The organism is Deinococcus sp. YIM 77859 (assembly GCF_000745175.1).
GTDB lineage: Bacteria > Deinococcota > Deinococci > Deinococcales > Deinococcaceae > Deinococcus.
In genome coordinates this window covers 168,386-192,513 of the sequence record NZ_JQNI01000004.1, presented here as the reverse complement: position 1 = coordinate 192,513, position 24,128 = coordinate 168,386, and the positions used below count along the sequence as shown (strand labels likewise).

The 24,128-nt window shown below is 68.3% G+C and carries 22 protein-coding genes; 15 read left to right on the top strand and 7 right to left on the bottom strand.

From position 1 onward, the window contains the following. Window positions 1-83: 83 nt before the first annotated feature. Genes pcaC through pcaB form a run of 4 tightly spaced genes read left to right on the top strand, consistent with a single transcriptional unit; the run spans window position 84 to window position 3,960 of the window. On the top strand, window positions 84-1,241 hold the full coding sequence (gene pcaC / locus EI73_RS14155) for a 4-carboxymuconolactone decarboxylase (RefSeq protein ID WP_034388742.1): 1,158 nt from the start codon (window positions 84-86) through the stop codon (window positions 1,239-1,241). Beyond that, window positions 1,238-1,966, top strand: coding sequence for a protocatechuate 3,4-dioxygenase subunit beta (gene pcaH / locus EI73_RS14150; RefSeq protein ID WP_034388740.1), 729 nt, complete (start codon window positions 1,238-1,240; stop codon window positions 1,964-1,966). The genes pcaC and pcaH overlap by 4 nt, the downstream gene beginning before the upstream one ends. Then, window positions 1,956-2,576, top strand: a complete 621-nt coding sequence (gene pcaG, locus EI73_RS14145) for a protocatechuate 3,4-dioxygenase subunit alpha (protein ID WP_051935649.1) — start codon at window positions 1,956-1,958, stop codon at window positions 2,574-2,576. The genes pcaH and pcaG overlap by 11 nt, the downstream gene beginning before the upstream one ends. Before the next feature lie 10 nt (window positions 2,577-2,586). Beyond that, window positions 2,587-3,960 (top strand): 3-carboxy-cis,cis-muconate cycloisomerase, encoded by a 1,374-nt coding sequence (gene pcaB, locus EI73_RS14140; protein WP_051935648.1) that lies wholly within the window; start codon window positions 2,587-2,589, stop codon window positions 3,958-3,960. A gap of 43 nt (window positions 3,961-4,003) precedes the next feature. Here pcaB and EI73_RS14135 read toward each other — a convergent pair whose 3' ends face one another. Then, window positions 4,004-4,849: a tryptophan 2,3-dioxygenase gene (locus EI73_RS14135; RefSeq protein ID WP_034388738.1), complete on the bottom strand. Its 846-nt coding sequence runs from the start codon at window positions 4,847-4,849 to the stop codon at window positions 4,004-4,006. A gap of 79 nt (window positions 4,850-4,928) precedes the next feature. Between EI73_RS14135 and EI73_RS14130 the strand changes: the two genes are divergently transcribed. After that, entirely contained in the window at window positions 4,929-5,768 is an 840-nt protein-coding gene (locus EI73_RS14130; protein ID WP_034388736.1) for a VOC family protein, read from the top strand. Between the two features lie 285 nt (window positions 5,769-6,053). Here EI73_RS14130 and EI73_RS14125 read toward each other — a convergent pair whose 3' ends face one another. The 3 genes from EI73_RS14125 to EI73_RS14115 form a co-directional block, all read right to left on the bottom strand. Continuing rightward, window positions 6,054-7,610, bottom strand: coding sequence for a glycerol-3-phosphate dehydrogenase/oxidase (locus tag EI73_RS14125; protein ID WP_034388733.1), 1,557 nt, complete (start codon window positions 7,608-7,610; stop codon window positions 6,054-6,056). A gap of 131 nt (window positions 7,611-7,741) precedes the next feature. After that, window positions 7,742-9,250 (bottom strand): glycerol kinase GlpK, encoded by a 1,509-nt coding sequence (gene glpK, locus EI73_RS14120; RefSeq protein WP_034388730.1) that lies wholly within the window; start codon window positions 9,248-9,250, stop codon window positions 7,742-7,744. 61 nt (window positions 9,251-9,311) lie between these two features. Beyond that, window positions 9,312-10,145 carry an MIP/aquaporin family protein gene (locus tag EI73_RS14115; protein WP_034388727.1) on the bottom strand — a complete coding sequence of 278 codons (834 nt, stop codon included), beginning with the start codon at window positions 10,143-10,145 and terminating at the stop codon, window positions 9,312-9,314. Between the two features lie 99 nt (window positions 10,146-10,244). Between EI73_RS14115 and EI73_RS14110 the strand changes: the two genes are divergently transcribed. From EI73_RS14110 to paaK, 4 genes are all read left to right on the top strand, one after another. Continuing rightward, window positions 10,245-11,306: a sugar-binding transcriptional regulator gene (locus tag EI73_RS14110; RefSeq protein ID WP_369699474.1), complete on the top strand. Its 1,062-nt coding sequence runs from the start codon at window positions 10,245-10,247 to the stop codon at window positions 11,304-11,306. 115 nt (window positions 11,307-11,421) lie between these two features. Further along, window positions 11,422-12,567: an ABC transporter substrate-binding protein gene (locus EI73_RS14105; RefSeq protein WP_034388724.1), complete on the top strand. Its 1,146-nt coding sequence runs from the start codon at window positions 11,422-11,424 to the stop codon at window positions 12,565-12,567. A gap of 14 nt (window positions 12,568-12,581) precedes the next feature. Then, the gene (locus tag EI73_RS14100) at window positions 12,582-14,000 is read left to right on the top strand and encodes an FAD-binding oxidoreductase (protein ID WP_034388721.1); all 1,419 of its coding nucleotides are present in this window, start codon (window positions 12,582-12,584) and stop codon (window positions 13,998-14,000) included. After that, the gene (paaK, locus tag EI73_RS14095) at window positions 13,981-15,261 is read left to right on the top strand and encodes a phenylacetate--CoA ligase PaaK (protein WP_034388718.1); all 1,281 of its coding nucleotides are present in this window, start codon (window positions 13,981-13,983) and stop codon (window positions 15,259-15,261) included. The genes EI73_RS14100 and paaK overlap by 20 nt, the downstream gene beginning before the upstream one ends. Window positions 15,262-15,264: 3 nt before the next feature. On the opposite strand, the gene EI73_RS14090 is transcribed toward paaK, so the two are convergent. The 3 genes from EI73_RS14090 to EI73_RS14080 form a co-directional block, all read right to left on the bottom strand. Then, window positions 15,265-16,620: an MATE family efflux transporter gene (locus EI73_RS14090; RefSeq protein WP_231557367.1), complete on the bottom strand. Its 1,356-nt coding sequence runs from the start codon at window positions 16,618-16,620 to the stop codon at window positions 15,265-15,267. A 112-nt stretch (window positions 16,621-16,732) separates the two neighbouring features. Continuing rightward, on the bottom strand, window positions 16,733-17,188 hold the full coding sequence (locus EI73_RS14085; RefSeq protein WP_034388715.1) for a MerR family transcriptional regulator: 456 nt from the start codon (window positions 17,186-17,188) through the stop codon (window positions 16,733-16,735). Continuing rightward, on the bottom strand, window positions 17,185-18,159 hold the full coding sequence (locus EI73_RS14080; RefSeq protein WP_034388712.1) for an NADPH:quinone oxidoreductase family protein: 975 nt from the start codon (window positions 18,157-18,159) through the stop codon (window positions 17,185-17,187). Before EI73_RS14080 ends, EI73_RS14085 begins: the two co-directional genes overlap by 4 nt. Before the next feature lie 115 nt (window positions 18,160-18,274). Here EI73_RS14080 and EI73_RS14075 point away from each other — a divergent pair, with 115 nt between their 5' ends. The 6 genes from EI73_RS14075 (at window position 18,275) to EI73_RS14050 (ending at window position 24,103) form a co-directional block, all read left to right on the top strand. After that, a complete protein-coding gene (locus EI73_RS14075; protein WP_034388709.1) occupies window positions 18,275-20,071 on the top strand; it encodes an acyl-CoA dehydrogenase in 1,797 nt (598 codons plus the stop codon). A gap of 50 nt (window positions 20,072-20,121) precedes the next feature. Further along, a complete protein-coding gene (locus tag EI73_RS14070) occupies window positions 20,122-20,922 on the top strand; it encodes an alpha/beta hydrolase (RefSeq protein WP_051935647.1) in 801 nt (266 codons plus the stop codon). 82 nt (window positions 20,923-21,004) lie between these two features. Next, window positions 21,005-21,781 (top strand): SDR family oxidoreductase, encoded by a 777-nt coding sequence (locus EI73_RS14065; protein ID WP_034388707.1) that lies wholly within the window; start codon window positions 21,005-21,007, stop codon window positions 21,779-21,781. Window positions 21,782-21,807: 26 nt separating this feature from the next. After that, window positions 21,808-22,266, top strand: coding sequence for a MaoC family dehydratase (locus tag EI73_RS14060; protein WP_034388704.1), 459 nt, complete (start codon window positions 21,808-21,810; stop codon window positions 22,264-22,266). Beyond that, window positions 22,263-22,697, top strand: a complete 435-nt coding sequence (locus EI73_RS14055; RefSeq protein ID WP_034388701.1) for a PaaI family thioesterase — start codon at window positions 22,263-22,265, stop codon at window positions 22,695-22,697. The genes EI73_RS14060 and EI73_RS14055 overlap by 4 nt, the downstream gene beginning before the upstream one ends. 167 nt (window positions 22,698-22,864) lie before the next feature. After that, entirely contained in the window at window positions 22,865-24,103 is a 1,239-nt protein-coding gene (locus tag EI73_RS14050) for an acyl-CoA dehydrogenase family protein (RefSeq protein ID WP_034388698.1), read from the top strand. Window positions 24,104-24,128 lie beyond the last annotated feature (25 nt).

Below are 24,128 nucleotides of genomic sequence, written 5' to 3'. Positions count from 1 at the left end.
TGCCATGGTCACCCGCACCCGCGAAGCTACAGGGGAATCCTGCACCTGCTTTCCGCCCTCCACGTCCGGAAGGAGCTCTTTCATTGACGTTTCTGAACCCAGGTTCCCTGACGCTGCACGCCCAACTTCGCGGTGCTGAACCCGCGCCCGCACTGGTGTTTTTGAACCCTATCGGCAGCGACCTACGCGTTTGGAATGAAGCCGCCTGTGAACTTGTCCCCTTCTTCCGTGCGGTGCAGTACGACCTGCGTGGACAGGGCTTGTCAGACGCGCCCGAGGGCGAATATGCCCTAGCAGACCACGTGGCGGATCTTCAGGGTCTGCTGGATGCCCTGAGCCTGTCCCAGGTCGCGCTGGTGGGCTGTTCTCTGGGTGGGCTGATCGCGCAGGCATTCGCTCTCGCGTTCCCAGAGCGAGTCTCGCATCTGGTGCTCCTCGATACCCTGCCGCGCATCGGCACCCCTGACAGTTGGCAGGAGCGTATACACAGCGTGCGGGTGCGCAGCCTGGCTGCCTTGGCGCCAACGCTGGTCAAGCGGTGGTTCGCGCCTGCCTTCTTCACCCAGCAGCCTCTCGCCGCGCACGGGTACACCACCCTGCTCGCCCGCAGCCCCCAAGCCGGATACCTCGGGAGTTGTGCTGCCCTGCGGGACGCAGACCTCACGGGGCAGGTTCAGGCCCTCCGGCTCCCCACGCTGGTTCTATGCGGTGAGCATGACGTCAGCACCCCACCGGACGCCTGCTCTGCCCTGGCGGAGCAGCTCGGTGCCCGCTTTGAGGTCATTCCGGGCGCCGCTCACCTGCCGATGGTGGAGCGGCCAGGTGAGGTGGCCGCCCATATTCGCGCCTTTCTGGCTCGACCGGATGAAGACCCCTACAGGCGGGGCCTGGCTATGCGCCGCCGGGTGTTGGGGGAGGCGCATGTGAACAGGGCCACACGGGCCGCCACGGATCTCGACCGCGACTTTCAGACCTTTATCACCGAATACGCCTGGGGGGGCCCCTGGTCCCGCCCGCATCTCGACCTTCGTACCCGCCATCTGCTCACCCTGGCCGTTCTCACGGCCCTGTCCCGTGAGCATGAACTCGCCATGCATCTACGGGCCACCCTGAACACAGGCGTGACTGAAGAAGACTTGCGTGAGGTGTTTTTACACGTCGCCGTCTATGCGGGTGTTCCCGTCGCCAACCGCGCTTTCCAGATCGCCAAACAGGTTCTTGTCGAAAGGAGCGATGCATGACCCGGCCTCCAGTAGAGCAGTCCCCGGCCGCCCCCAGCGTCCACCCCCCCCACCTCTTCCCGGCGTACACCAGCAGCGTGCGGCGCGCCCCGCACGAACTCTTGATTCCCCTACCCGACGCGCTGCGCGACCTGCAAGGGCCCGTCTTCGGGGAAGGCCGCCTCCGCCCTGACGATAACGACACCACTCGAAACGGACGCGTGAACGGTGAACCCCTGGGCGAGCGTATCCTCGTGCGCGGAAGGGTGCTAGACAGCCGTGGCCGGCCCGTTCGCGGCGCGCTGATCGAGACATGGCAGGCCAACGCCGCTGGGCGGTACATTCATCAACGCGACCAGCACGACGCGCCGCTAGACCCCAACTTCACTGGCACGGCCCGAATGCTCACGGATGAGTATGGAGAGTACACCCTGGTGACCATCAAGCCCGGTGCGTACCCCTGGCGCAACCACCCCAACGCCTGGCGCCCTGCCCACATCCACTTCAGCATCTTCGGAACCAACTTCACCCAGCGGTTGGTGAGCCAGATGTACTTCCCGGGTGACCCGCTGCTGGCCTACGACCCGATCTATCAGGCGATTCCCGACGAGAAGGGACGCCAGCGGTTGGTCAGCCGCTTTGACCTGGACCTCACCCAACCGCAGTGGGCGTTGGGGTACCGCTTCGACATCGTGTTGGGGGGCGACGCGCAGACGCCCTTTGAGGAGCCGGACCATGACCACTGAACACCGCACGCCCCTGACCGCTGCTGGCTCGAATATCCCCAAGGCTCTGTTTGGTCCTTCACCCAGCCAGACCGTTGGCCCGTACTTCCATCAGGGGTTGGCAGATCATTTCCAGGGACTCCGCAGCGCGGTGGGGAACGTCGCCGTACAACCGGGCAGCAGTGTTCCTGGGGAGCGCATCACCCTGCTGGGCCGGGTGCTGGACGGGGACGGTGTGCCGGTTGAGGACGCCCTGATCGAGGTGTGGCAGGCAGATGCGAGTGGACGCTACGCGAGCGACGACGCTGCCCCCTTTCACGGGTACAGCCGGACCCACACCCGTACCGAGGGCAATGTCTACACCATCCGCACCATCAAGCCCGGTTCGGCCGGTCCGGGGTTGGCTCCCCGGCTGAACGTGTGGTTGGGGATGCGGGGGCTCCTCACGCACCTGATCACCGCCGTGTACTTCAGTGACGAGGACAACAGCGCAGACCCCGTGCTGGCCCTGGTTCCACCGGAGCGCCGCCATACCTTGATCGCGCGGCGCGAGGAGACGCCGGATGGCCCCGTGTACCGCTTTGACTTCCGAATGCAGGGCCAGGACGAGACGGTGTTCTTCGCTCCATGAGGTTCCCACCATGCCCCTAACGCCCGCCGATTCCGCCCTGTTCGGCTCTATGTTCGCCCAGCCGGAAGTGGCTGCGCTGTTGAGCGATGAGGCTTATGTGGGCAGACTGTTGCGGGTGGAGGGGGGGCTGGCTGCGGTGCAGGGCCGCCTAGGCCTCATTCCGCAGACGTCTGCCCAGGCCATTCTCGACCTGACCCGCACCTTCACCCCTGACCTGAACGCCCTGCGGGAAGGCCTCCTGGCCGACGGGGTGCCGGTCAGCGCTCTGCTGGCCCAGCTGCGCCCCGTGCTGCCTCCCGCCGCACGGGACCATCTGCACTTCGGCGCAACCACCCAGGACATCGTGGACACGGCCTTCGTCCTGGCCGCCCGCGAAGCTCTGACCATCCTGCGCCGTGACCTGCTGGCGGTGGGTGACCAGTTGGTGGTGCTCGCCCAGGAGCACGCCGCCACCCTGATGCCGGGCCGTACCCACGCACAACAGGCGCTGCCCGTCACCTTTGGTCTCAAGGCAGCCGGGTGGCTCACTTCCCTCACCCGTCACCTCCAACGCCTCGACGAGCTCGAACCCCGGCTGTTCGTGGTGAGTTTTGGAGGTGCTGCAGGAACCCTCGCCGCGCTGGGGGACCGGGGGCTGGACGTGGCGGAAGCCCTGGCCGCCGAACTCAAGCTCTCTCTTCCCCCCACACCCTGGCACACCCAGCGCGACACTGTGTTCGAACTGGCTGCCTGGCTGGCGGGTGTCGGGACCAGCCTAGGAAAACTGGCCCAAGACGTGATCCTGCTCACGCAGAGCGAGGTAGCGGAGGTGCGCGAGGGTGGCGGGGGCGGTGGGTCCAGCACCATGCCCCAGAAGCAGAACCCCATCACCTCGGAGGTGATTCTTGCGGCTGCCAGCGCGAATGCCGGGCTGCTGGCGGCGGCGGCTCGCAGCGGCGTTCAGGAGCACGAGCGCGGCACCCACGGCTGGCAGGTGGAGTGGCTCACCGTCCCGCAGATGCTGGGTCTGACCGGTGCAGCCCTCGCCCATAGTCGCCGCCTGCTAGCGGGACTAGAAGTTCAAGTGGACCGGATGCGCGAAAACGTCCGGGCGTCCCACGGCCTGATGTTGGCCGAGGCCCTGAGCTTTGCCCTGACAGCGGTGGTGTCCAAAGAGGAGGCCAAGGCCCTCATCCGTGAGGCGGTCCCCAAGGCGCTTGCTGGAGAGGGCCACCTTGTCGAGCTTGTGCGCGAACGCCTGGGACCCTGCGGGGACAACGTCAACTGGACGGCGCTCAACGAGGAGCGAACGCTGGGCGTCACGGCCAGCCTGATCGCCCGTGCGACCGAGCACTATCAGAACACCAAACGCACGGCTCGCCACCCCCTTGAAGAGCAAGCGTAGAGCGCTGGTGAAGACTGGAGACGCTCAGCGTCCCGGCGGCCCCTCAGAGTGACGTTCGCACCTGCCAGAGTTCTGGAAACAGCACCACGCTCAGCGCCCGGCGCAGGTACCCCGCGCCGCTGGTGCCGCCGGTTCCCGGCTTGAAGCCGATGGTGCGTTCTACCGTGGTGAGGTGGTGAAAACGCCAGGCCCGGAAATTATCCTCCACGTCCAGCAGCTTTTCCGCGAGCTCATAGAGATCCCAGTAGCGTTCGGTGTCGCGGTAGACGGTCAGCCAGGCTTCGAGGACGGCGGGGTTCTCGGCGGGCGGCTCGGTGAAGTCGCGTTCCAGGACCTCCGGCGGGATGGGGAGGCCCCGCGCCGCGAGAAGTCGCAGCGTGAGGTCGTAGACGCTGGGGGCATGGAGCGCGTCTTGGAGGGCACCGTGCAGGTCCGGGCGGTGCGCGTGCGGGCGCAGCAGCGTGGGATTGCGGTTCCCCAGCAGGATCTCGACCATGCGGTAATTCGCGGATTGGAAGCCGGACGCCTCCCCGAAGGCGCCCCGAAATTGCAGATAATCGGCGGGCGTCATCGTCTTTAGGACGGCCCAGGCCGCCGTGAGCTGCTCTTGGGCGCGCACCACGCGCGTCAGCCCCTTGAGGGGCGCGTCCGTCACGCCTGCAGCGAGGAGCCTCATCGCCGCCCGCAGCTCCCGGACGATCAGGTCCAGCCACAGCTCGGACACGTGATGCACCGTCAGAAAGAGGTGTTCGTCATGGGCCGGTGTGATGGGCCGGTGCGCGCTGAGCAGGGTATCGAGTTGCAGATAGTCGCCGTAACTCAGCCGCCGCGTAAAATCCAGCTGTGCCCGCTCCGGGGCGTCGTGGTCTGGAGCGTGGTGTTCGGTCATACCGGGCAGAGTAGCGGAACGCCGCCAGCTTTACCCCGGCTCAAGGCGGAGCCGGGAAGGGGGCCGTTACCCTGACCCTATGCCTTCTCCCATCCTTGACCTCGCCGGGATCACGCTCGAAGTGAACCACCTGCCGCGGGCCCGCCGCTTTTACGAACAGGTGCTGGGCCTGGACCTGCTGGACCACGACGAGGCTCGCCAGACCGCCCGCTTTCGGATCAACGGGGCGCAGACCCTCACCCTTTGGAAGCCTGTGACCCGGCAGGCCAATGATTCCCGCCTCGCGCCCTTGCGTGCCCGCGGCGCCTCGCACCTGCACTACGCCTGGCAGATTCGCCCCGAGGACCTGGCACGCAGCAAGGCCATCCTCGACGAGCACGGCCTCTCCTGGACCGAGATCGACCTGGGAACCCCCGAGCGGCCTGATCCCACGGTGTACTTCTTCGACCCCTTCGGGCACGGTCTGGAGCTGCGCGGCGTGGATCTGGAGGACGCGCGGCAACCCGCCTACCCACCTGTTCTGGTTGAGCGTCCCCCCCACGCCCTTCCCGTGATGGGCCTGCGTGAGGTGGCGCTCGCCTTTGGGGACTACGCCGCCATGAAAGCCCGGCTGCCCCGCGCCTACGGCTTCGCCTACGCCAAGGAACAGGAGGACCGCGACTTCGCGCAGTTTACCCTGGGGCCACACCCCGAGCCGGACGGGAACGGCACTCCCCGCCGCTGGCTGTACGCCTGGGACCCGCAGGTCGGCCTGGCGGACATGTTCGGGGGAGATCACGCGCTCGTGCAGTTCTACGCGAACGTGGAAGAGGTGCTGGCAAGGGTGCGGACCGAGGGGCTGCCCCACGTGCTGGAGGGGGGGCGGCTGGCCGTGCGGGACCCCGAGGGGCATGTCTTCGAGTTCCTGCCGCCCCGCTGAAGGGGTCCGGGGTTGGGCTCGTGTTCGCTGCTGGGTGGCTCGGCTCGGTTTGCCCCCACCCCCAGAGGGGGCAGGAGGAGCGGCGCTGCGCTGGGCAAGAGTCGTCCCGGATGCTGGAAGGCTTGCCTGCCGCGCCCGTGTTCCTGCCTGGTCGCCGACTGACCCGGTTTTCAAAGATGGGAATGGACGCGACTGGGCAGGGGAGAGCGTGTAGGAAGGCGGCGACTCCCTCTCCCCGTGCAGGAGAGGGGTGGCCGCCGCAGGCTGCCCTCAGATGCCCCCCTCTCAGAGCTGATACCCTCGCGCCAATTCCTGATACGCCTGCGCTTGCGCCTGCGCCCATGCTGCGTCCCGGCCGAGTTCCTCGGCGAGGATGGCCGCGGCGCGGGGGGCGGCCTCTTGACTCGCGCGGGCGTTCAGGAGCAGGGCGCGGGTTCGCCGGGCGAGCAGGTCCTCGACGGTGCGGGCGCTCTCATGGCGAATCCCCCAGCGCAGTTCCGCCTCGCTGTAGGGCAGGTCAGGGTGCAGGCGGGTGGTCGCGCCCGGCAGGGCCTGAACCCGCTCGGCGTCGCTGCCGTAGACCTTCCAGTGGTCCTCGCGGGGTTCTACGGACCAGCCGTGCAGGTGCAGGCCAGGGGTGACGGTGAGGCGCTGCGGCAGGCCCGCGAGCTGTTCGGCGCGGTTGATGGTGTCTTCACCCATGCGGCGGTAGGTGGTCCACTTGCCCCCCGTCAGGGTGATCAGGCCACCGGCTGAGACGCGAATGACGTGATCGCGGGAGAGGGCCGCCGTGGAGCCGGCGCCGTCGGTGTTCTCGCCCCTGACCAGGGGACGCAGGCCAACGTACACGCTCCGAACGTCGGCACGGGTGGGGGCAGGGTTCAGGTAGCGCCCGGCCGTATTCAGGATGAAAGAGATCTCCTCTTCAAGGGCGCGCGGCTCGAAGCTGGCCTCGGGAACGGGTGTGTCGGTCGTGCCGATCACCACACGGTCATGCCAGGGCACGGCAAACATCACTCGGCCGTCGTCCGTGCGGGGAATCATGATCGCGCTGTCTCCCGGCAGAAAGCGCTTGTCGACCACGACGTGCACGCCCTGACTCGGGGAGAGCAGGGGCTCCGCGTTCGGCTGCTCCATGCGGCGGATGTCGTCCACCCACACGCCGGTGGCATTCACCACGGCGCGGGCGCGGACGGCGTGTTCCTGTCCCGTCTCCAGGTCACGGAAGCGCGCACCGACCACCCTGCCGCCCTCCTGCAGCAGGCCCACCACGGGCGCGTAGTTCAGCGCTACACCGCCGTGGTCTTCCAGCGTCCGCAGGAGCGTGATCGCCAGCCGGGCGTCGTCGAACTGCCCGTCGAAGTACAGAATGCCGCCCCTGAGCCCTTCCGCCCGCAGGGTGGGCGTACGGGCCAGGGCCGCTTCCTTGTCGAGGTACTTGCTGCTGCCCAGGTTGAGTTTTCCTGCCAGGATGTCGTACAGCTTCAGGCCGACCCCGTAGAAGGGCCCGGCCCACCAGTCGTAGGCGGGTACCACAAAGCCCAGGTCACGGACGAGGTGCGGAGCATTTTTCCGCAGCAGGCCGCGTTCGTGCAGCGCCTCACGCACCAGGGAAATGTTGCCCTGCGCGAGGTAACGTACGCCCCCATGAACGAGTTTGGTAGAGCGGCTGCTCGTGCCCTTGGCATAGTCGTGCCCTTCGAGCAGCAGGGTGCGGTGCCCGCGGGTCGCGGCCTCCACCGCCGTTCCCAGCCCCGACGCTCCGCCTCCGATCACGAGAACATCCCAGGGCTCCGGGGCAGTGGCGGCAGCGAGGACGGCAAAACGGGGATCTTGCGGCATGACGTGTCCTTTCTGAGCGAGACGGGCTCGAAGCTCCTGAACATATGTTCTCATACCTTGAACAGATGTTCAAAAGGAGAGATGACCCGAAGGCGCCGAAGGGGGACGCGCCCGCTGGGGGAGGGCGGGGCTTAGGCCTCGGCCGGTTCCGTCTCCTCCCAGGCGCGGCTGCGCTCCACGGCCCGGCGCCAGCGGCTCATGCGCCACTCGCGCTCGTCAGCCTGCATCTGGGGTTCAAAGACGCGGTCCACCTGCCACTGCTGGGCGATATCCGCGGTTCCCTGCCAGTAGCCCACGGCCAGGCCTGCCAGGTAGGCGGCGCCCAGGGCGGTCGTCTCAGTGATGCGGGGCCGCACCACCGGTACGCCCAGGATGTCCGCCTGGAACTGCATCATCAGGTTGTTGTTGCTCGCCCCGCCGTCCACCCGCAGTTCCCGGAGGGGAGCGCCGCTGTCTTGCTGCATGGCCTGAAGCAGTTCCGCCGACTGGTACGCGACCGATTCCAGCGCTGCGCGGGCGATGTGCGCATGGGTCGTGCCGCGTGTGAGGCCCACCAGTGTTCCGCGTGCGTAGCTGTCCCAGTACGGCGCCCCCAGGCCCACAAAGGCGGGCACCAGAAACACGCCTTCGGTAGACGCCACGCTGCTCGCGAGCGCCTCCACCTCGCTGCTCGAGCGGATGATCTTCAGGCCGTCGCGCAGCCACTGCACGACCGCCCCCGCGACGAACACGCTGCCCTCCAGCGCGTAGGTCCGCTGCCCGTCGAGCTGCCAGGCCACCGTCGTAAGCAGCTTGTTGTGGCTGGGCACCGCTTCTTCGGCCGTATTCATCAGCATGAAGCAGCCGGTGCCGTAGGTGTTTTTGGCCATGCCCCGCTCCAGGCAGGCTTGCCCGAAGGTGGCCGCCTGCTGGTCTCCGGCGATGCCCGCGATGGGAATGCGGCTGCCGAAAAGGCCCTCGGCCGTCTCGCCGTACACCTCGCTGCTGCTGCGCACCTGGGGCAGGACGGCGCGCGGCACCTCCAGCAGCGAGAGCAGCTCGTCGTCCCAGTCACCGGTGTGGATGTTGTAGAGCAGGGTGCGGCTGGCGTTGGTCGCGTCGGTGATGTGGAGGGCCCCGCCCGTCAGGTTGTAGACCAACCAGGAATCGATGGTCCCAAAGGCGAGTTCGCCCCGCTCGGCCCGCTCGCGTGCGCCGGGGACATGGTCGAGGAGCCAGCGCACCTTGGTGCCGCTGAAGTACGCGTCGATGATGAGGCCCGTCTTCTCCTGGAAGGTCGCCTCCAGCCCCTGCGCCCGCAGGTGATCGCACCAGGCGGCGGTGCGGCGGTCTTGCCAGACGATCGCGGGGGCGATGGGCTGTCCGGTCTGGCGATCCCAGAGCAGGGTGGTCTCCCGCTGGTTGGTGATGCCGATCGCGGCGATGTCTCCGGCGCGCAGCCCGGCCCGCGTGATCGCCTCCTGGGCGACGCCGCTTTGCGTGCTCCAGATCTCCAGGGCGTCGTGCTCGACCCAGCCCGGTCGGGGGAAGTGCTGCTTGAATTCCTTTTGGGCGACGGAGCGGATGTTGCCGCCCTGGTCAAAGACGATGGCGCGGCTGCTGGTGGTGCCCTGGTCGAGGGCAAGGATGAACTGGGGCATGCTTTCTCCTTTGCTGGGGACTTGTCAGAGAGCGCCGCGCGTCTCCTGGGCGGCAGAGCTCTCAGCGCGTTTCGACGTTAAAGGCGGGGTCTACGCCCTGTTCACCCCGCACCGCCGCCCCGGCACGGGCAAGCGGCCTGCCGATCACGAAGTCATAGATCAAAGCGCCCAGGATGGCCCCGACGATGGGGCCGATCACCGGCACCAGCCAAACGCCGCTGCCGTCGGTCAGGCCGTTATTCTGAAAGCCAGCGACAACGCTAAACAGGCGCGGTCCCAGGTCGCGGGCGGGGTTGATCGCGTACCCGTGCATTCCGCCGAAGCTCATGCCGATCGCCATCACCACAAAGGCGACAGCGAGCGCGCCCCAGGAGGCGCCGGCAGGGTTGTTGAGCTTGTCGCCGATGGCCAGAATCAGGCCCATCAGCAGGGCCGTCCCGACCACCTGGTCGATGAACCCGGGCCAGAAGCCGGGCACGGCGGGGAAGGTGCTGAAGACGCTGGCCGTTCGGGCAAGCTCGGGATCGAAGCCGATCCACTTGGCGTGGTAGACGGCAAACACAATCGCTGCGCCCAAAAAGGCCCCGATGAACTGCGCGGCGATGTACGGGACCACCTTCGCCCAGGGAAAGCGGCCCGTCACGGCCAGAGCGAGGGTGACGGCGGGATTGAGGTGCGCCCCGCTGATGGTGCCCGAGATCAGGATGCCCATCAGCACCCCAAAGCCCCAACCCAGCGTGACGTTGGTGTAGCCGCCGTTGACGATCTGGCCGGGAATCGGTGGGTTGGTACTGGCAAAGAGCACCACCATCGCCACCACCCCCACCCCAAAGAGGATCAGCACCATCGTGCCGAGCAGTTCCGCCATACATTCCTGCGCGAGTGTGAACTTCATCTTCCCCCTCCCCGGTGCAGCGGCGGCCTCTGCACCGGGGCAAACCACAGGCAGGACCAGAGCGCACCAAACTGTAGATTCGTTCATCTTCCAGAGGGATTGAACATTTGTCAAGGGGGTATGAACAGATGTTCAGGGGGAAGGGCGGCAGATGGGAGCCCGTATCCTGGGAGCGTGACCGAGGGCATGACCGATGATCAGACGGCGCAGGCTGTTCAGGTGGCCCGGCTGTACTACCACCAGGGCCTGACCACCGACGCGATCGCGCGCGAGCTGAACCTGTCACGGCCTAAGGTGAGCCGCCTACTCACGCTTGCGCGGCGCAGCGGGCTGGTCGAGATCCGAATTCACGACCCCCAGGCCCACCCACAGAGCCTAGAGGCGCAGCTCCGGGAGCGCTATCCCTTTTTGCGGGCGCACGTGGTGGGCGTTCCGGTCGGCAGCCCAGAGGACACCTGGCTGGAGCGTGTCGCCGTGGCCACCGCCAGCCTGCTGGGGGGTGTGCTGCGGCCCGGGCAGACGGTCGGCCTGGCTTGGGGGAACACGCTGGACGCGGTGTCACGCGCGCTCCAGCCGCGGCGCATCAGCAACCTGGACTTCGTGCAGCTCAACGGCAGCGCGAGCGCCCTGGATTTTATGAGCGGCTTTGTGACGGATACCATCACCCGCTTTGCGCGCAACTACGCGGGGCGGGCCCACCTCTTTCCGGTGCCCACCTTCTTTGACGACCCGGCCACCAAAGAGGCGATGTGGCGCGAGCGCAGTGTGCGGCATGTCCTGGACCTTCAGGCCCGCGCCGAGGTGCTGCTGTACTCGGTCGGGAGCCGCACCGCCCATCACCCCAGCCACGTCTACGTCTCTGGCGCGCTTGACCCCGCAGACTTGACCCTCCTTGACGCCGAGGGCGTGGTGGGGGATATCGCGACCGTCTTCTACCGAGCGGACGGCAGCTACCGTTCTCTTTCTCTCAACGCCCGCGCGAGTGGCCCCGACCTCAGCCTGATGCAGCGGGTTCCGCACGCGATCTGCGTCGCGAGCGGTCTGGGCAAGGTGGAGGCCCTGCGCGCCGCGCTGGCGGGCCGCCTGCTGAATACCCTTGTGACCGACGAGAACACGGCGCGGGCACTGCTCCAGCCCCCTGCAGGAGAGCCCTCAAGGTGACCCGAGTGCCGAACGTTCGTTTGTTTGGGCCGCTTTCTGCTACCATCCGCGCAAGCACACTTCGGCATCCCTCGCCCTCCGCAGTCTTCGGAGCGGCGCCCCGTGGAGGTTTACCATGAAGCGTTCAGCCCACCTGCTCCTGACGGCCGTGCTCGCCGCCTCGTCCCTCGCGCTCGCAGAGGTGCGGGTTGGCGTGATCGTCTCCTCGACCGGGCCAGCCGCCAGCCTGGGCATTCCCGAGAAGAACACCGTCGCGCTGCTGCCGCAGACCATCGGCGGCCAGAAGGTCGTGTACACCATCCTCGACGACGCTTCGGACACCACGGCTGCGGTCACCGCCGCGCGCAAGCTCATTCAGGACGGCCGGGTAGACCTCATTGTGGGCACCACGACCACGCCCGCTTCGCTGGCGATGATCGACGTGGTGGCGGAGGCCAAGGTGCCCATGATCAGCCTCGCGGCGTCCGAGGCGATCATCAAGCCGGTGGATGACAAACGCCGCTGGGTCTTTAAGACCCCGCAGACCGACGCGATTATGGCCGCTGCCATCGCGGGACACATGCAGCAAAACGGCGTGAAGACCGTGGGCTACATCGGCTTCAACGACGCCTATGGGGAAGGCTGGCTCAACGAGTTCCAGAAGAGTGCCGCCGCGCGCGGCATCCGGGTGGTGGCCACCGAACGCTACGGGCGCAGTGACACGAGCGTGACCGGCCAGATCCTCAAGATCATGGCCGCCAAGCCCGACGCCGTGCTGATCGGGGCCTCCGGGGTACCCGCCGTGCTGCCGCAGAAGACCCTGCGGGACCGCGGCTTTGCGGGCAAGATCTACCAGACGCACGGGGTCGCCAACGCCGATTTCCTGCGGGTGGGCGGCAAGGACGTGGAGGGAGCGATCCTTCCTGCCGGGCCGGTGCTGGTCGCCGACCAGCTTCCCGCGAGTAATCCGCTGAAGAAGGTGGGCCTAGACTACACGGGCCGCTACGAGGCCAAGTACGGCCAGAACTCCGTCAGCACCTTTGGCGCGCATATGTGGGATGCCGGCCTGCTGATGCAAAAGGCCATTCCCGTCGCGCTGAAAAAAGCCAAGCCCGGCACGCCGGAGTTCCGTGCCGCTCTGCGTGACGCGCTGGAAAACACCAAGAACGTGATCGGCACCCACGGCATCTTTAACATGAGCAAAACGGACCACCTCGGCCTTGACCAGCGTTCCCGAGTGATGGTGACGGTGCAAAACGGCACCTGGACACTGCTCAAGTAGCCGCGGGGGCAGCGTTGACGGCCAACGGCTGGCGAGCAGTGCTGCGTGAGCGCCTGGGGGAACGGGTCAGCGTTCTGCCCGGCGACCTCCAGGCCCACGCACGTGACGAGGGGACGCCGTACACCTGCATTCCCGGCGCGGTGGTGTTTGCCCAGTCGGAGGCGGACGTGCTCGCCACCCTCGCCGTCGCGCGTGACCACCGCGTCCCGGTCACGCCCTGGGGGGCGGGCACCAGCCTGGAAGGTGCGGCCCTGCCGCTGCCGGGTGCCATTTCCCTCGACCTCAGCGGCCTGGATACGGTGGGTGAGGTGGACCCGCTGGGCTTTACGGTGACGGTGGGGCCGGGGGTGCGCCGGGTCGCTCTGAACCGCCGTCTGCGTTCGCACGGCCTGTTCTTCCCGGTGGATCCCGGTGCGGACGCGAGCCTAGGTGGCATGGCAGCCACCCATGCGAGCGGCACGACCACGGTCCGTTACGGCGGCATGCGTGAGAACGTGCTGAGCCTGCGGGTGGCGCTGCTCGACGGACGCGTTCTGTCGCTGGGCAGCGCCGCGCGCAAGAGCAGCAGTGGGTACGCCCTCAAGCACCTCTTTCTCGGCTCAGAGGGCACCCTGGGCGTGATCACGGCCCTCACCCTGCGGCTGCACCCGCTTCCACCCGCGACCGCCAGCGTGCAGCTCGCCTTTCCCGACGTGGCGTCCGCCGTGCTCGCCAGCGTGACGGCGCGCGGCCTGGGTGTCACGCCCGAGCGGCTGGAGTTCGTGGATGCCGCAACCGTGCGGGCCGTGAACCGCCACCGCGACCGCCACGACCCCGAGGCGCCCACCCTCTGGGCCGAGGTCGCGGGACGGGACGCGGCGGACGTGGACACGCAACTCGCCCTGCTCCGGGAGGCGGCGGCGCTGCACGGTGGCGTGACGGTGGGTGAGGCCCGTACGCCCGAGGCGCAGGGCGCGCTGTGGGCCGCTCGTCACGGCGTCTATGACGCGCTGCGTGCCGCCTGGCCCGGCCACGCCACCCGGATCGGGGACGTGTGCGTGCCCCTTCCCGCGCTGGCAAGCACCGTGGCCCTCGCGCAGCGGTTGCTCGCCAAACACGGGCTCACCGCCCCTCTGGTGGGTCACATCGGGGACGGCAATCTGCACCTGCTCATGCACGCCCCGCCCGACGACACTGAGACCTGGGCGCGCATCGAACGCGTCCTGCATGAGCTCGCCACCCAGGCCATCGCCGCAGGCGGCACCTGCACGGGTGAGCATGGGGTGGGCCTGCGCAAGCGCCCCTACCTGCGTGCCGAACACGGGGCCGCGCTCGACGTGATGCGGGACGTGAAGGCCCTCTTTGATCCCCTGAATCTCCTGAACCCCGGCAAAGTGGTCGGTGACCCCCTAAGCCTCCCCGATTGGAGTCAAGATGTTCCAACCCGAACGTGAAGCGATGCCCTTTGCCGAGCTGCGGGCCCTGCAACTCGCGCAGCTTCAGGCGATGGTCGCCCGCCAGTTCGAACACGTCCCCGCCTACCGCGCGAAGTTCGAGGCGGCGGGCGTCACGCCGGATGATCTGCGAACGCTGGACGACCTCGCCCGCTTTCCCCTGACGCGCAAGAGCGACCTGCGTGACCACTACCCCCTGGGGCTGACCGCCGTGCCCCGTGAGAGGCTGCGCCGACTGCATGCCAGCAGCGGCACCACCGGCAAACCCACGGTCGTCGCCTACGACGAGAATGACCTGGACGTGTTTGCGGAGGTGGTCGCGCGCAGCCTCTACGCTGCGGGCGCGCGGCCCGGCATGACCTTTCATAACGCCTACGGGTACGGCCTCTTTACCGGCGGACTCGGCCTGCACGGCGGGGCCGAGCGGCTCGGCCTGTGCACCGTGCCGGTATCGGGCGGCGGAACCGAGCGGCAGGTGGCCCTCATCCTCGACCTGGAGCCGGAAGTGATCGCCTGCACACCCAGCTACGCCCTGGTGCTGGCCGACGCCTTTGCGCGCCTGGGCCTGCGCCCGGAAGACCTCTCGCTGCGGTACGCCGTGCTGGGCGCCGAACCCTGGACCGAGAAGACCCGCCACGAGGTGGAAGCCCGCCTGGGCGTCACCGCTACCAACATCTACGGCCTGTCGGAAATCATCGGCCCCGGTGTCAGCAACGAGGACGCGACCGAACAGCAGGGCAGTTATCTCTGGGAAGACCACTTCTACCCCGAGATCGTCCATCCCGAGACGGGCGAGGTGCTCCCCGACGGCGAGTACGGCGTGCTGGTTCTCTCGTCCATGACAAGAACCGCCCTGCCGGTTCTGCGGTACTGGACCGGGGATATCACCCGGCTTATGCCCGAGGCAAACGCGACCGGGCGCACCCTCCGGCGGATGGACGCCGTGCGTGGGCGGGCGGACGACCTGATCATCCTGCGCGGCGTGAACGTGTACCCCACGCAACTGGAGGCCGTGCTCGTGGGGATGGGGCAGGTCAGCCCGCACTACCACATCGTCCTGACCCGCACCGGCACCCGCGATGACCTGACGCTGCGGGTGGAGACCGCAAGCGAAAGCGCCGCGCTGCGGGACGAGATCGAGCGGCAGATCAAGGCCCAGGTTGGCGTGACCGTGCGCTGCGAGCTGTGTGTGCCCGGCAGCCTTCCCCGCAGCGAGGGCGGCAAGCTCAAGCGGGTGACGGACCTGCGCCCGCGGGAGTGAGGCTCAGGCCGCCGCCGTTCGCCGCAGGAAGCGCGTGAGCAGTGCGCCCGCCGCTGTGAAGAGCCCCGCGGTCAGGCCGAACCACAGGCCGCGCGGGCCCACATGCAGCCCAAAGGCGAGCAGCGCCCCCACCCCCAGCCCTACGAGCCAGTAGGCCGCCAGCGAGATCAGCAGCGGCCAGCGGGTGTCGTGCAGGCCGCGCAGGGCCGCGTTGGCCGTGACCTGCACGCCGTCCACCGTCTGAAACAGCGCGGCGATTCTCAGCAGCGTGGTGGCGGTGGCGACCAGGGCCACGTTGCGGGGGTCCTCCACAGGAACGAACACGCCCAGCACCAGCCGCGGCGCGAGCAGTTCCAGCCCCGCGAAGGCCAGCATCACGCCCGCCGCGAGGCCGATCCCGGTGAGGCCCGCGCGACGCGCTCCGGCCTGGTCTCCCGCGCCCGCCGCGTGGGCGACTCGGATGCCCGTCGCCGTCGCCAGCCCCAGCGGCAGCATAAAGACCGCCGTGATGACCTGAAGGGCGACGTTGTGGGCGGCAAGAGCCTCAGGGCCAAAGCGGGCCATCAGGAGTGCCGTCAGGCTGAACATGCCGCCCTCTGCCCCCAGCGTGAGGCCGATGGGCCAGCCCAGCGCCAGCAGCGCGGCCATCTCCCTGCGGACGCTGCCCATGCCGGGCACCCGGGGAGCGCGGCGCAGCGCGACGGGAAACAGCGTCAGCGCCGTCACCCATGAGGTCAGCACGCTCGCTGCCGCCGCACCCGTTAGGCCCAGCGCGGGGAGTGGCCCCCATCCAAAGGCGAGCGCCGGGCTGAGGAGGGACACCAGCGCCACGCCGCCCAGCGCCACCGCCGTCACCGTGTGGGGCCGTTCGGTGCCCTCCAGCGTGCCGCGCAGGGCCACGAAGCTCAGGACCGGGAGCATGCCCAGCGCGTAGACCCGCAGGTAGGTGGCGGCCAGGTCCCCCCGAACGCCCGCCGGGGCCAGGGTAGGCAGCGCCGCCGCCACACCCTCCATCAGCGGCAGGGCGAGCAGCGTCAGCCCCAGCGCCAGCCACAGCCCGCCCCGCAGGGCCCGCGCTACACCGGCCGCGTCCCCCGCCCCGTGCGCCTGCGCCGCCCGCGGCCCCACCGCCAGCATCACGCCCGTGAGCACGATGAAGAGCAGGTAATAGGTGGCGTTCGCGTAGGCTGCTGCGGCCAGCTCTGCCGCGCCCAACCGCCCGATCACCGCTGTGCTCACCAGCGTCAGGGCGTTTGCGGCAAACTGCGACACCACCACTGGCCCCGCCAGCCGCACCAGGGCCGCGAGCTCCCCGGGCGTGCCGGGGCAGGGGAGAGAGGCCGCCGAGTCGCGCGTCACCCGCCGAGTGTAAGCCGCCCGTACCCGAAAGGGGAACGCGGTTGCGGCCCGGCTCCTTTCGGAGCGCTTCCCGGTGGGCAGGAAGGTCCCGGAGTGACGGGGTGCGGCGGCCCTACCCCTCCCCGTCTTCTAGGACGAGCGGCTCCACATCGCCCCCCGTAAAGCGCTTGGTCAGCCAGCGGTCAAAGCGAGCGAGGCCCTCCGCCTGCCGTTCGTAGGCGCCCAGCAGCAGCCGCAACCGGGCGTGAATCACCCGCAGCCGCTCGTCACTGAGAGGAATGTCCGCGCGGGTCCAGTCGCGGCGGTAGGTGCCGTCGAGCGTGTGCGTTGCGCGGCGCAGAATCACCATGTCGCGCACCTCGTCGAGCGGCACACCCAGGGCGCGCAGGTCCATCACGTCTCGCAGCAGCCGCAGCGCGTACGGACCATACAGGGCGCGGCCCGACGCGGTGACCTGATCGGGGGTCAGCAGGCCCAGTTCGGCGTAGTGCATCACGGTGCGCCGGGTGACCCCCGCCTCCCGCGCGAGTTCGGCGGTGGTGTAGAAGGTGACGGGCGGGGAGGTCAAGGCGTGACCACCACCTTTCCGGTCACGCGGCGGTCGAGCAGCGCGCGCAGGGCCTCGGGGGCGCGCTCCAGCGAATAGCGCTCGCTGACAAGCGGCTTGAGGGTGCCGCCGGCCACCCAACCGAGCAGCCGCGCCATGTTCCGCGCGTTGGCGCGGGGGTCACGCCGCGCGAACTCGCCCCAGAACACCCCCACCAGCGAGGCGCCCTTCAGCAGCGGCAGATTCAGCGGCAGCCTCGGGATCTCTCCGCCCGCGAAGCCCACCACCAGATAGCGCCCGCCCCAGCCGATCGAGCGGAAGGCGGGTTCCGCGAGGTCGCCCCCCACCGGGTCAAAGATCACGTCGGGTCCCTGGCCCCCCGTCAGCGTTTTCAGGCGTTCGCGCAGGTTCTCGGCCGTGTAGTTGAGCGTCTCGTGCGCCCCGTGCTCGCGGCAGAGCTCCAGCTTCTCCTCGCTGCTCGCCGCCGCGATCACCCGCGCCCCAAGCGCACGGCCAATCATCACTGCGGCCAGGCCCACGCCGCCCGCCGCCCCCAGCACGAGGAGCGTCTCGCCCTCTTTGAGCCCCGCCCGGTCCGCCAGGGCGTGCATCGAGGTGCCGTAGGCGAGCGGCAGGCCCGCCGCCACCTCCAGTTCCAGGCCGTCCGGCAGCGGCAGCACCGCCGTGGCGGGGGCGAGGAGCCGTTCTGCAAAGGCCCCCGTGCCGGTAAAGGCCACCGCTCGCTGACCGGGCCGCAGATGGGTGACGCCCTCGCCCACCGCCGAGATCACCCCGGCGGCCTCCGCGCCCGGCGTGAAGGGCAGGGGAGGTTTCACCTGATACTGCCCCAGCACCATCAGGGCGTCGGGGTAGTTCACGCCTGCCGCCGCGACGTCCAGCACCACCTCACCGGGCCCGGGCGTCGGATCGGGGACCGTCTGAACACGCAGGGTTTCGGGTTGGTCAAAGGCCGTGCAGATCAGAGCGCGCATAGGAAACCTCCTGGGTGAGGGGTCCATCTTAGTCGACATGAACGCTCGCGTACAAAATTGACGTTCACGGACGGGCGGCCTAAGCTGACCACAACTTCCCTGCTAAGGAGACGCCATGGCCCCCTTTCTGTCCCGCCGTGACCTGCAATTCCAGCTCTACGAGGTGCTGAATACCGCCGCCCTCCCGCAGCGCCCGCGCTTCGCGGAACACAGCCGCGAGGTGTACGACGACATTCTGAACCTCGCGTACACCATTGCCGAGCGGTACTTTGCCAACCACGCCCGCGAGGCCGACCTGAACGAGCCGCACATCGAGGGCGGCCGGGTGCGGCTCGTCCCTGCCGCTGCCGAGGCGATGAAAGCCTTCCGCGAGGCTGGGTTTTTCAGTGCCCACGCCGATGAGGCGCTCGGCGGCCTGCAACTCCCCCACGTGGTCGCGCAGGCGGTGCACGCGCACTTCAAGGCCGCCAACATCGGCACGAGCAGTTACCCCTTCCTCACCATCGGGAACGCGAACCTACAACGGGTGTTCGCCTCACCCGAGCAGCAGCGCAAATATATGCTTCCCCTGCTCGAGGGCCGCTGGTTCGGCACGATGGCCCTCTCCGAGCCGCACGCGGGGTCGGGGCTGGCGGACATCACCACGACCGCCACGCCCCGAGGGGACGGCACCTACAGCATCACCGGGACCAAGATGTGGATCTCGGCGGGCGAACACGAACTCTCGGAAAACATCGTTCACCTCGTTCTGGCGCGGATTAAGGGGGCACCGGCGGGGGTGAAGGGCATCTCTCTCTTCATCGTGCCCAGATACCGCGTTCATGAGGACGGCAGCCTCGGTGAGCCCAACAACGTCGTTCTGGCGGGCCTGAACCACAAGATGGGCTACCGGGGCACCACGAACACGCTGCTGAATTTCGGGGAGGGCGGCGAGACGATCGGGGAACTGATCGGGGAACCGGGCCGCGGCCTTTCGTACATGTTCCACATGATGAATAGCGCTCGCATCGGCGTCGGCATGGGGGCGGTGATGCTGGGCTACGCGGGCTACCTCGCCAGCCTGGAATACGCCCGCGAGCGGCGGCAGGGGCGGCACGCGGGCAACAAGGACCCGCACAGCGAGCCCGTTCGCATCATCGAACACGCGGACGTGCGGCGCCTTCTGCTGCGGCAAAAGAGCATCGTGGAAGGAGGCTTGGCGCTGGGCCTCTACGCCGCGCACCTTGAAGATGAGATCGAAACTGGTCCGGAAGCGGACCGCGAGGACAACGCGCTCCTCCTTGACCTCCTGACGCCCATCGTGAAAAGCTGGCCGAGCCGGTACAGCCAGGAGGCGCTCAGCGACGCGATTCAGGTGATGGGCGGGGCCGGGTACACCCGCGACTACCCGGTCGAGATGTACTACCGTGACAACCGCCTGAATCCCATTCACGAGGGCACGGAAGGCATTCAGGGCAACGACCTGCTCGGGCGCAAGGTCACGCAGGCGGGCGGCCGCGCGCTGCTGGTGCTGCTCGCGCGCATACGGGCCGACCTGAAGGCGGCGGAGGAGCTAGAAGGGCTCACCGAGATCCGTTCGGCTCTCCAAACTGCCGTCACCCAAAGCGGGGCGGCCCTGCAAGCCCTCCTCGCTCGGGCGCCCGAACTCGGCCCCGACCTCTTCCTTGCCAACGCGAACAGCGCCCTGGAAATGCTGGGGCATACCGTGATCGGTTGGATGTGGCTGCGGCAGGCAGCAGCAGCGGCCCGCAGGCTCCCCGCAGCGCGCGGCGGCGACGCCGACTTCTACCGGGGCAAGTTGCAGGCAGCACGCTTTTTCGCCCGCTACGAGCTGCCCAAAGTCCAGTTCCACGCGGACCTTCTCGCGAGCGCGGACCGCACCACCTTCGATATGCAGGACGCGTGGTTTTGATGGGGCGGCCACCTTCTCGCGCCCAGCCGTCAGCAGAAGAGTTCCGGCGTGTGGAGGCCGGAGGCCGGACGCTGGCCTACAGTGAGGTGTCTCCGAACGAGCCGCGCGCCAACGTCCTGTTCCTCGCCTGGCTGGGGGGCTCGCGGCTGGGGTGGCAGCCGGTGGTGGAGGCCATCGGTGACGAGTACCGCGCCCTTGCCCCCGACCACCGCGACACCGGGGATTCCGAGGCGTTCACGGATCCTTACCTGCTGCCCGACCTCGCGGACGACGCCGCTGCGTTTCTGCGGGCCGTGGACGCTGCCCCCGCCTTCGTCGTGGGCCTCAGCATGGGCGGGATGGTCGCGCAGCATCTCGCGCTGCGGCATCCTGAACTCGTGCGCGGGCTGGTGCTCGTCGCCACCACGCCGGGTGGTGCAGCGTCCACCCCCGCGACCGAACGCGGACGCGCGGCCCTGTTCCTCCCCGCCGATATGGAGCCGCAGGAACGGGCCCGGCAGGCCCTCACGCTGATGACACACGAGGGCTTTCCCGAAGCGCACCCCGAGGCCCTGGACGGAGCGGCCGCAAACGCCGCCCGTCACCCCATGGGCGCCGAGAGCTTCAAGCGGCAGTTTCGTGCCATCCGCGCCCACGACACAAGCGCCGAGCTCGGACAGATCACCGTGCCCACCCTGGTGCTGCACGGCGAGCGGGACGACCTCATTCCACTGCCGAACGCCGAGCGGCTCGCACGGGGAATTCCGGGGGCCGAGCTGCGCGTCTATCCCGCCACCGGCCACCTGCCCCATCTGGAGCGCCCAGAGCGGTTCCTGCACGACCTGCGCGGCTTTCTGAAGCAGCAGAGCTGAGTATCCCCACACGTTCAAAATTGACGCACACGTACAGTTTCCCTATGGTAAGGGAGAGCTCCACAACCCACCGGGAGGCACCATGGCACTCAAAGAACTCTTTGACCTAACCGGCAAAGTCGCCCTCATCACCGGAGGCTCGCGCGGCCTAGGCCTCCAGATCGCTGAAGCTTTGGGCGAGTACGGCGCGACCGTCGTGCTGACCGCTCGCAAGCAGAACGAGCTGGACGCGGCGCGGGCTCATCTCGCGGCGCTGGGCGTCACCGCGCACGTGTATGCCCATGACCTTTCGCAGTTCGAGACGATTGATCCTCTCGTCGAGCGAATTCATAACGAGGTCGGCCCCATTCACATCCTGGTGAACAACGCGGGAGCCACCTGGGGCGCCCCCGCCGAGGAGCACCCCTTCGACGCCTGGCTCAAGGTGATCAACCTCAATGTAAACGGCATGTTTTTGCTGACCCAGGCGGTGGGGCGGCGCTGCATGATCCCTGCTCGGTCAGGCCGCATCATCAACGTCGCCTCGGTCGCGGGGCTCAAGGGAAATCACCCGCGCATGATGGGGACGCTGGCCTACAACACCGCCAAGGGGGCCGACGTGAATTTTACCCGCGCGCTCGCGGCCGAGTGGGCCAAGTACGGAATCACCGTGAATTCGATTTGCCCCGGCTACTTTCCCACGAAAATGACGCGGGGCACCCTCGCCTACGCCGAGGAAACGATCCGGGCCGCGACCCCCCTGGGCCGCCTGGGTGGACCCGAAGACCTCAAGGGCCTCGCCCTGCTGCTCGCCTCGGACGCTTCGGCCTACATGACCGGACAAAACATCGCGGTGGACGGCGGCATCACGGCGATCTGAGACGTGCCCTTTCCGAAAGGAGCCCCATGACTCCAACCTCCCTTTCCGACCTGCGCGCCCGAACCGGCCAGGAACTTGCCCTCTCAGACTGGGTGACGGTCACGCAGGAGATGGTGAATGGGTTTGCCGACGCCACCGGCGACCACCAGTTCATTCACGTCGACCCCGTGCGGGCCGCACAGACGCCTTTCGGCGGCCCAGTCGCGCACGGCTTCCTGACGCTTGCGCTGCTTGCCGGGCGCCTGATGACGGCGGGAGGGGGCCCCCGGCTGGAAGGAGCCCGCATGGTCGTGAACTACGGCCTCAACCGGGTGCGCTTCATCTCGCCGGTGCCGGTAGGGAGCCGCTTGCGCAACCGTGCCGTGCTCCTGGCCCTCGAGGACGGGCCGGGATATGTGCAGCTCACGGTGGCCAACACCATCGAGCTGGAGGGCGGCGACAAGCCCGCCGCGACCGCCGAGACGGTCATGCGAGTGTACCTGTGACGGTGCCCGGAGTAGAGGTTGCCCAAAGCGTCCTTGACGCCCAGCCCTTTAGCGTGCTGCTGGGGGCGCGGGTGGAGGCGCTGTCGCCCGCGGGGGTGGTCGTGCGGGTGCCCTTCCGGCCGGAGCTTACCCAGCACCACGGGTTCGCCCATGGGGGTGTACAGGCGGCGCTCGCGGATATCGCCCTCACCTTTGTGGGCGCGGTTGCGCTGGGACCACGCGTGCTCACCTCTGAATTCAAAATCAACTTCCTGCGGCCCAGCGGAGGAGAAACCCTCGTCGCCCGCGGGAGCATCGTGAGTGCCGGGAAGCGGCAGGCGGTGACCCGCTGCGACATCTTCGCCGTGCAGGCCGGTGAGGAAAAGCTGGTCGCCACGGCCCTGGGCACCATCGTCACGGCGGACGTGCCCCCGGCGGGAGGCCACGGATGAACCTGCGGCTTTGCTGTTCGCGCCCACGCGGGTGCGCCCCGGCCAGCTCCAGCGACATCATCCCGGTGCTCCCCGCAGGAGAGAACCTGAGTCGCTGCGCGGTCCAACCCTCGCCCGGGTTGCGCGCCGCGCAGGTATGGGGTCCAGCGTGACCCCAAGGAGATCCTATGACCCTCTTTGACGTTTCGCCGCGGACCCGAGACCTGCACAGCCGTCTGATCCGCTTTATGGAGGAACACATCTACCCCCGTGAAGCCGAGTTTCACCGCCAGGTGAATGAGGGGAACCGCTGGGCGCCCGTACAGCTGATCGAGGACCTCAAGCCGAGGGCGCGGGCTGCGGGCCTGTGGAACCTCTTCCTGCCACCGGCCTCCGATCCCCAGGGCCGCTTCGGTGCGGGCCTCACCAACCTGGAGTACGCGCCGCTGTGCGAGGTGATGGGCCGGGTGTGGTGGGCCCCTGAAGTCTTTAACTGCTCGGCCCCCGACACCGGCAACATGGAGGTGCTTGCCCGCTACGGCACGCCCGAACAGCAGGAACGCTGGCTTATCCCCCTCCTGAACGGCGAGATCCGCTCTGCCTTTTCCATGACCGAGCCGGAGGTGGCCTCGAGCGACGCCACCAACATCGAGTCCAGCATCGTTCGCGACGGCGACGAGTACGTCGTGAACGGGCGCAAGTGGTGGACGAGCGGGGCGGGCGACCCGCGTTGCAAGGTCAGCATCTTGATGGGCAAGACGGATCCGCAGGCCGAGCGCCACCGCCAGCAGTCCATGATCCTGGTGCCGCTGGACACGCCGGGCGTGAAGACGGAGCGCATGCTGACCGTCTTCGGCTACGACGACGCGCCGCACGGTCACGCCGAGATGACCTTTGAGAACGTGCGCGTTCCCGCTGGCAACATCCTGTTGGGCGAGGGCCGGGGCTTCGAGATCGCGCAGGGGAGGCTGGGGCCAGGCCGGATTCACCACTGCATGCGGCTGATCGGGCAGGCCGAGCGGGCGCTGGAGCTGATGGTGGAGCGCAGCAGCCAGCGGGTGGCTTTTGGCAAGCCGCTCGCCGGGCACCAGCATGTCCGCGAACTGATCGCCCAGAGCCGGATGGAGATCGACCAGGCGAGGCTGCTGACCATGCAGGCCGCCCACATGATGGACACCGTGGGCAACAAGGCCGCGCGCGGGCAGATCGCCGCCATCAAGGTGGTCGCGCCCAATGTCGCCCTGCGGGTGATCGACCGCGCCATCCAGGTTTTTGGTGGGGCAGGCGTCAGCCAGGACACGCCCCTCGCCATGATGTACGCCCAGGCCCGTACCCTGCGCCTTGCAGACGGCCCCGACATCGTCCACGTCGAGACGGTGGCCAAGGAGGAACTGCGGCGGCAGGGGGTGGACGGACGCGGGCAATGATGTTCACGAAACGGGACGTTTTGAC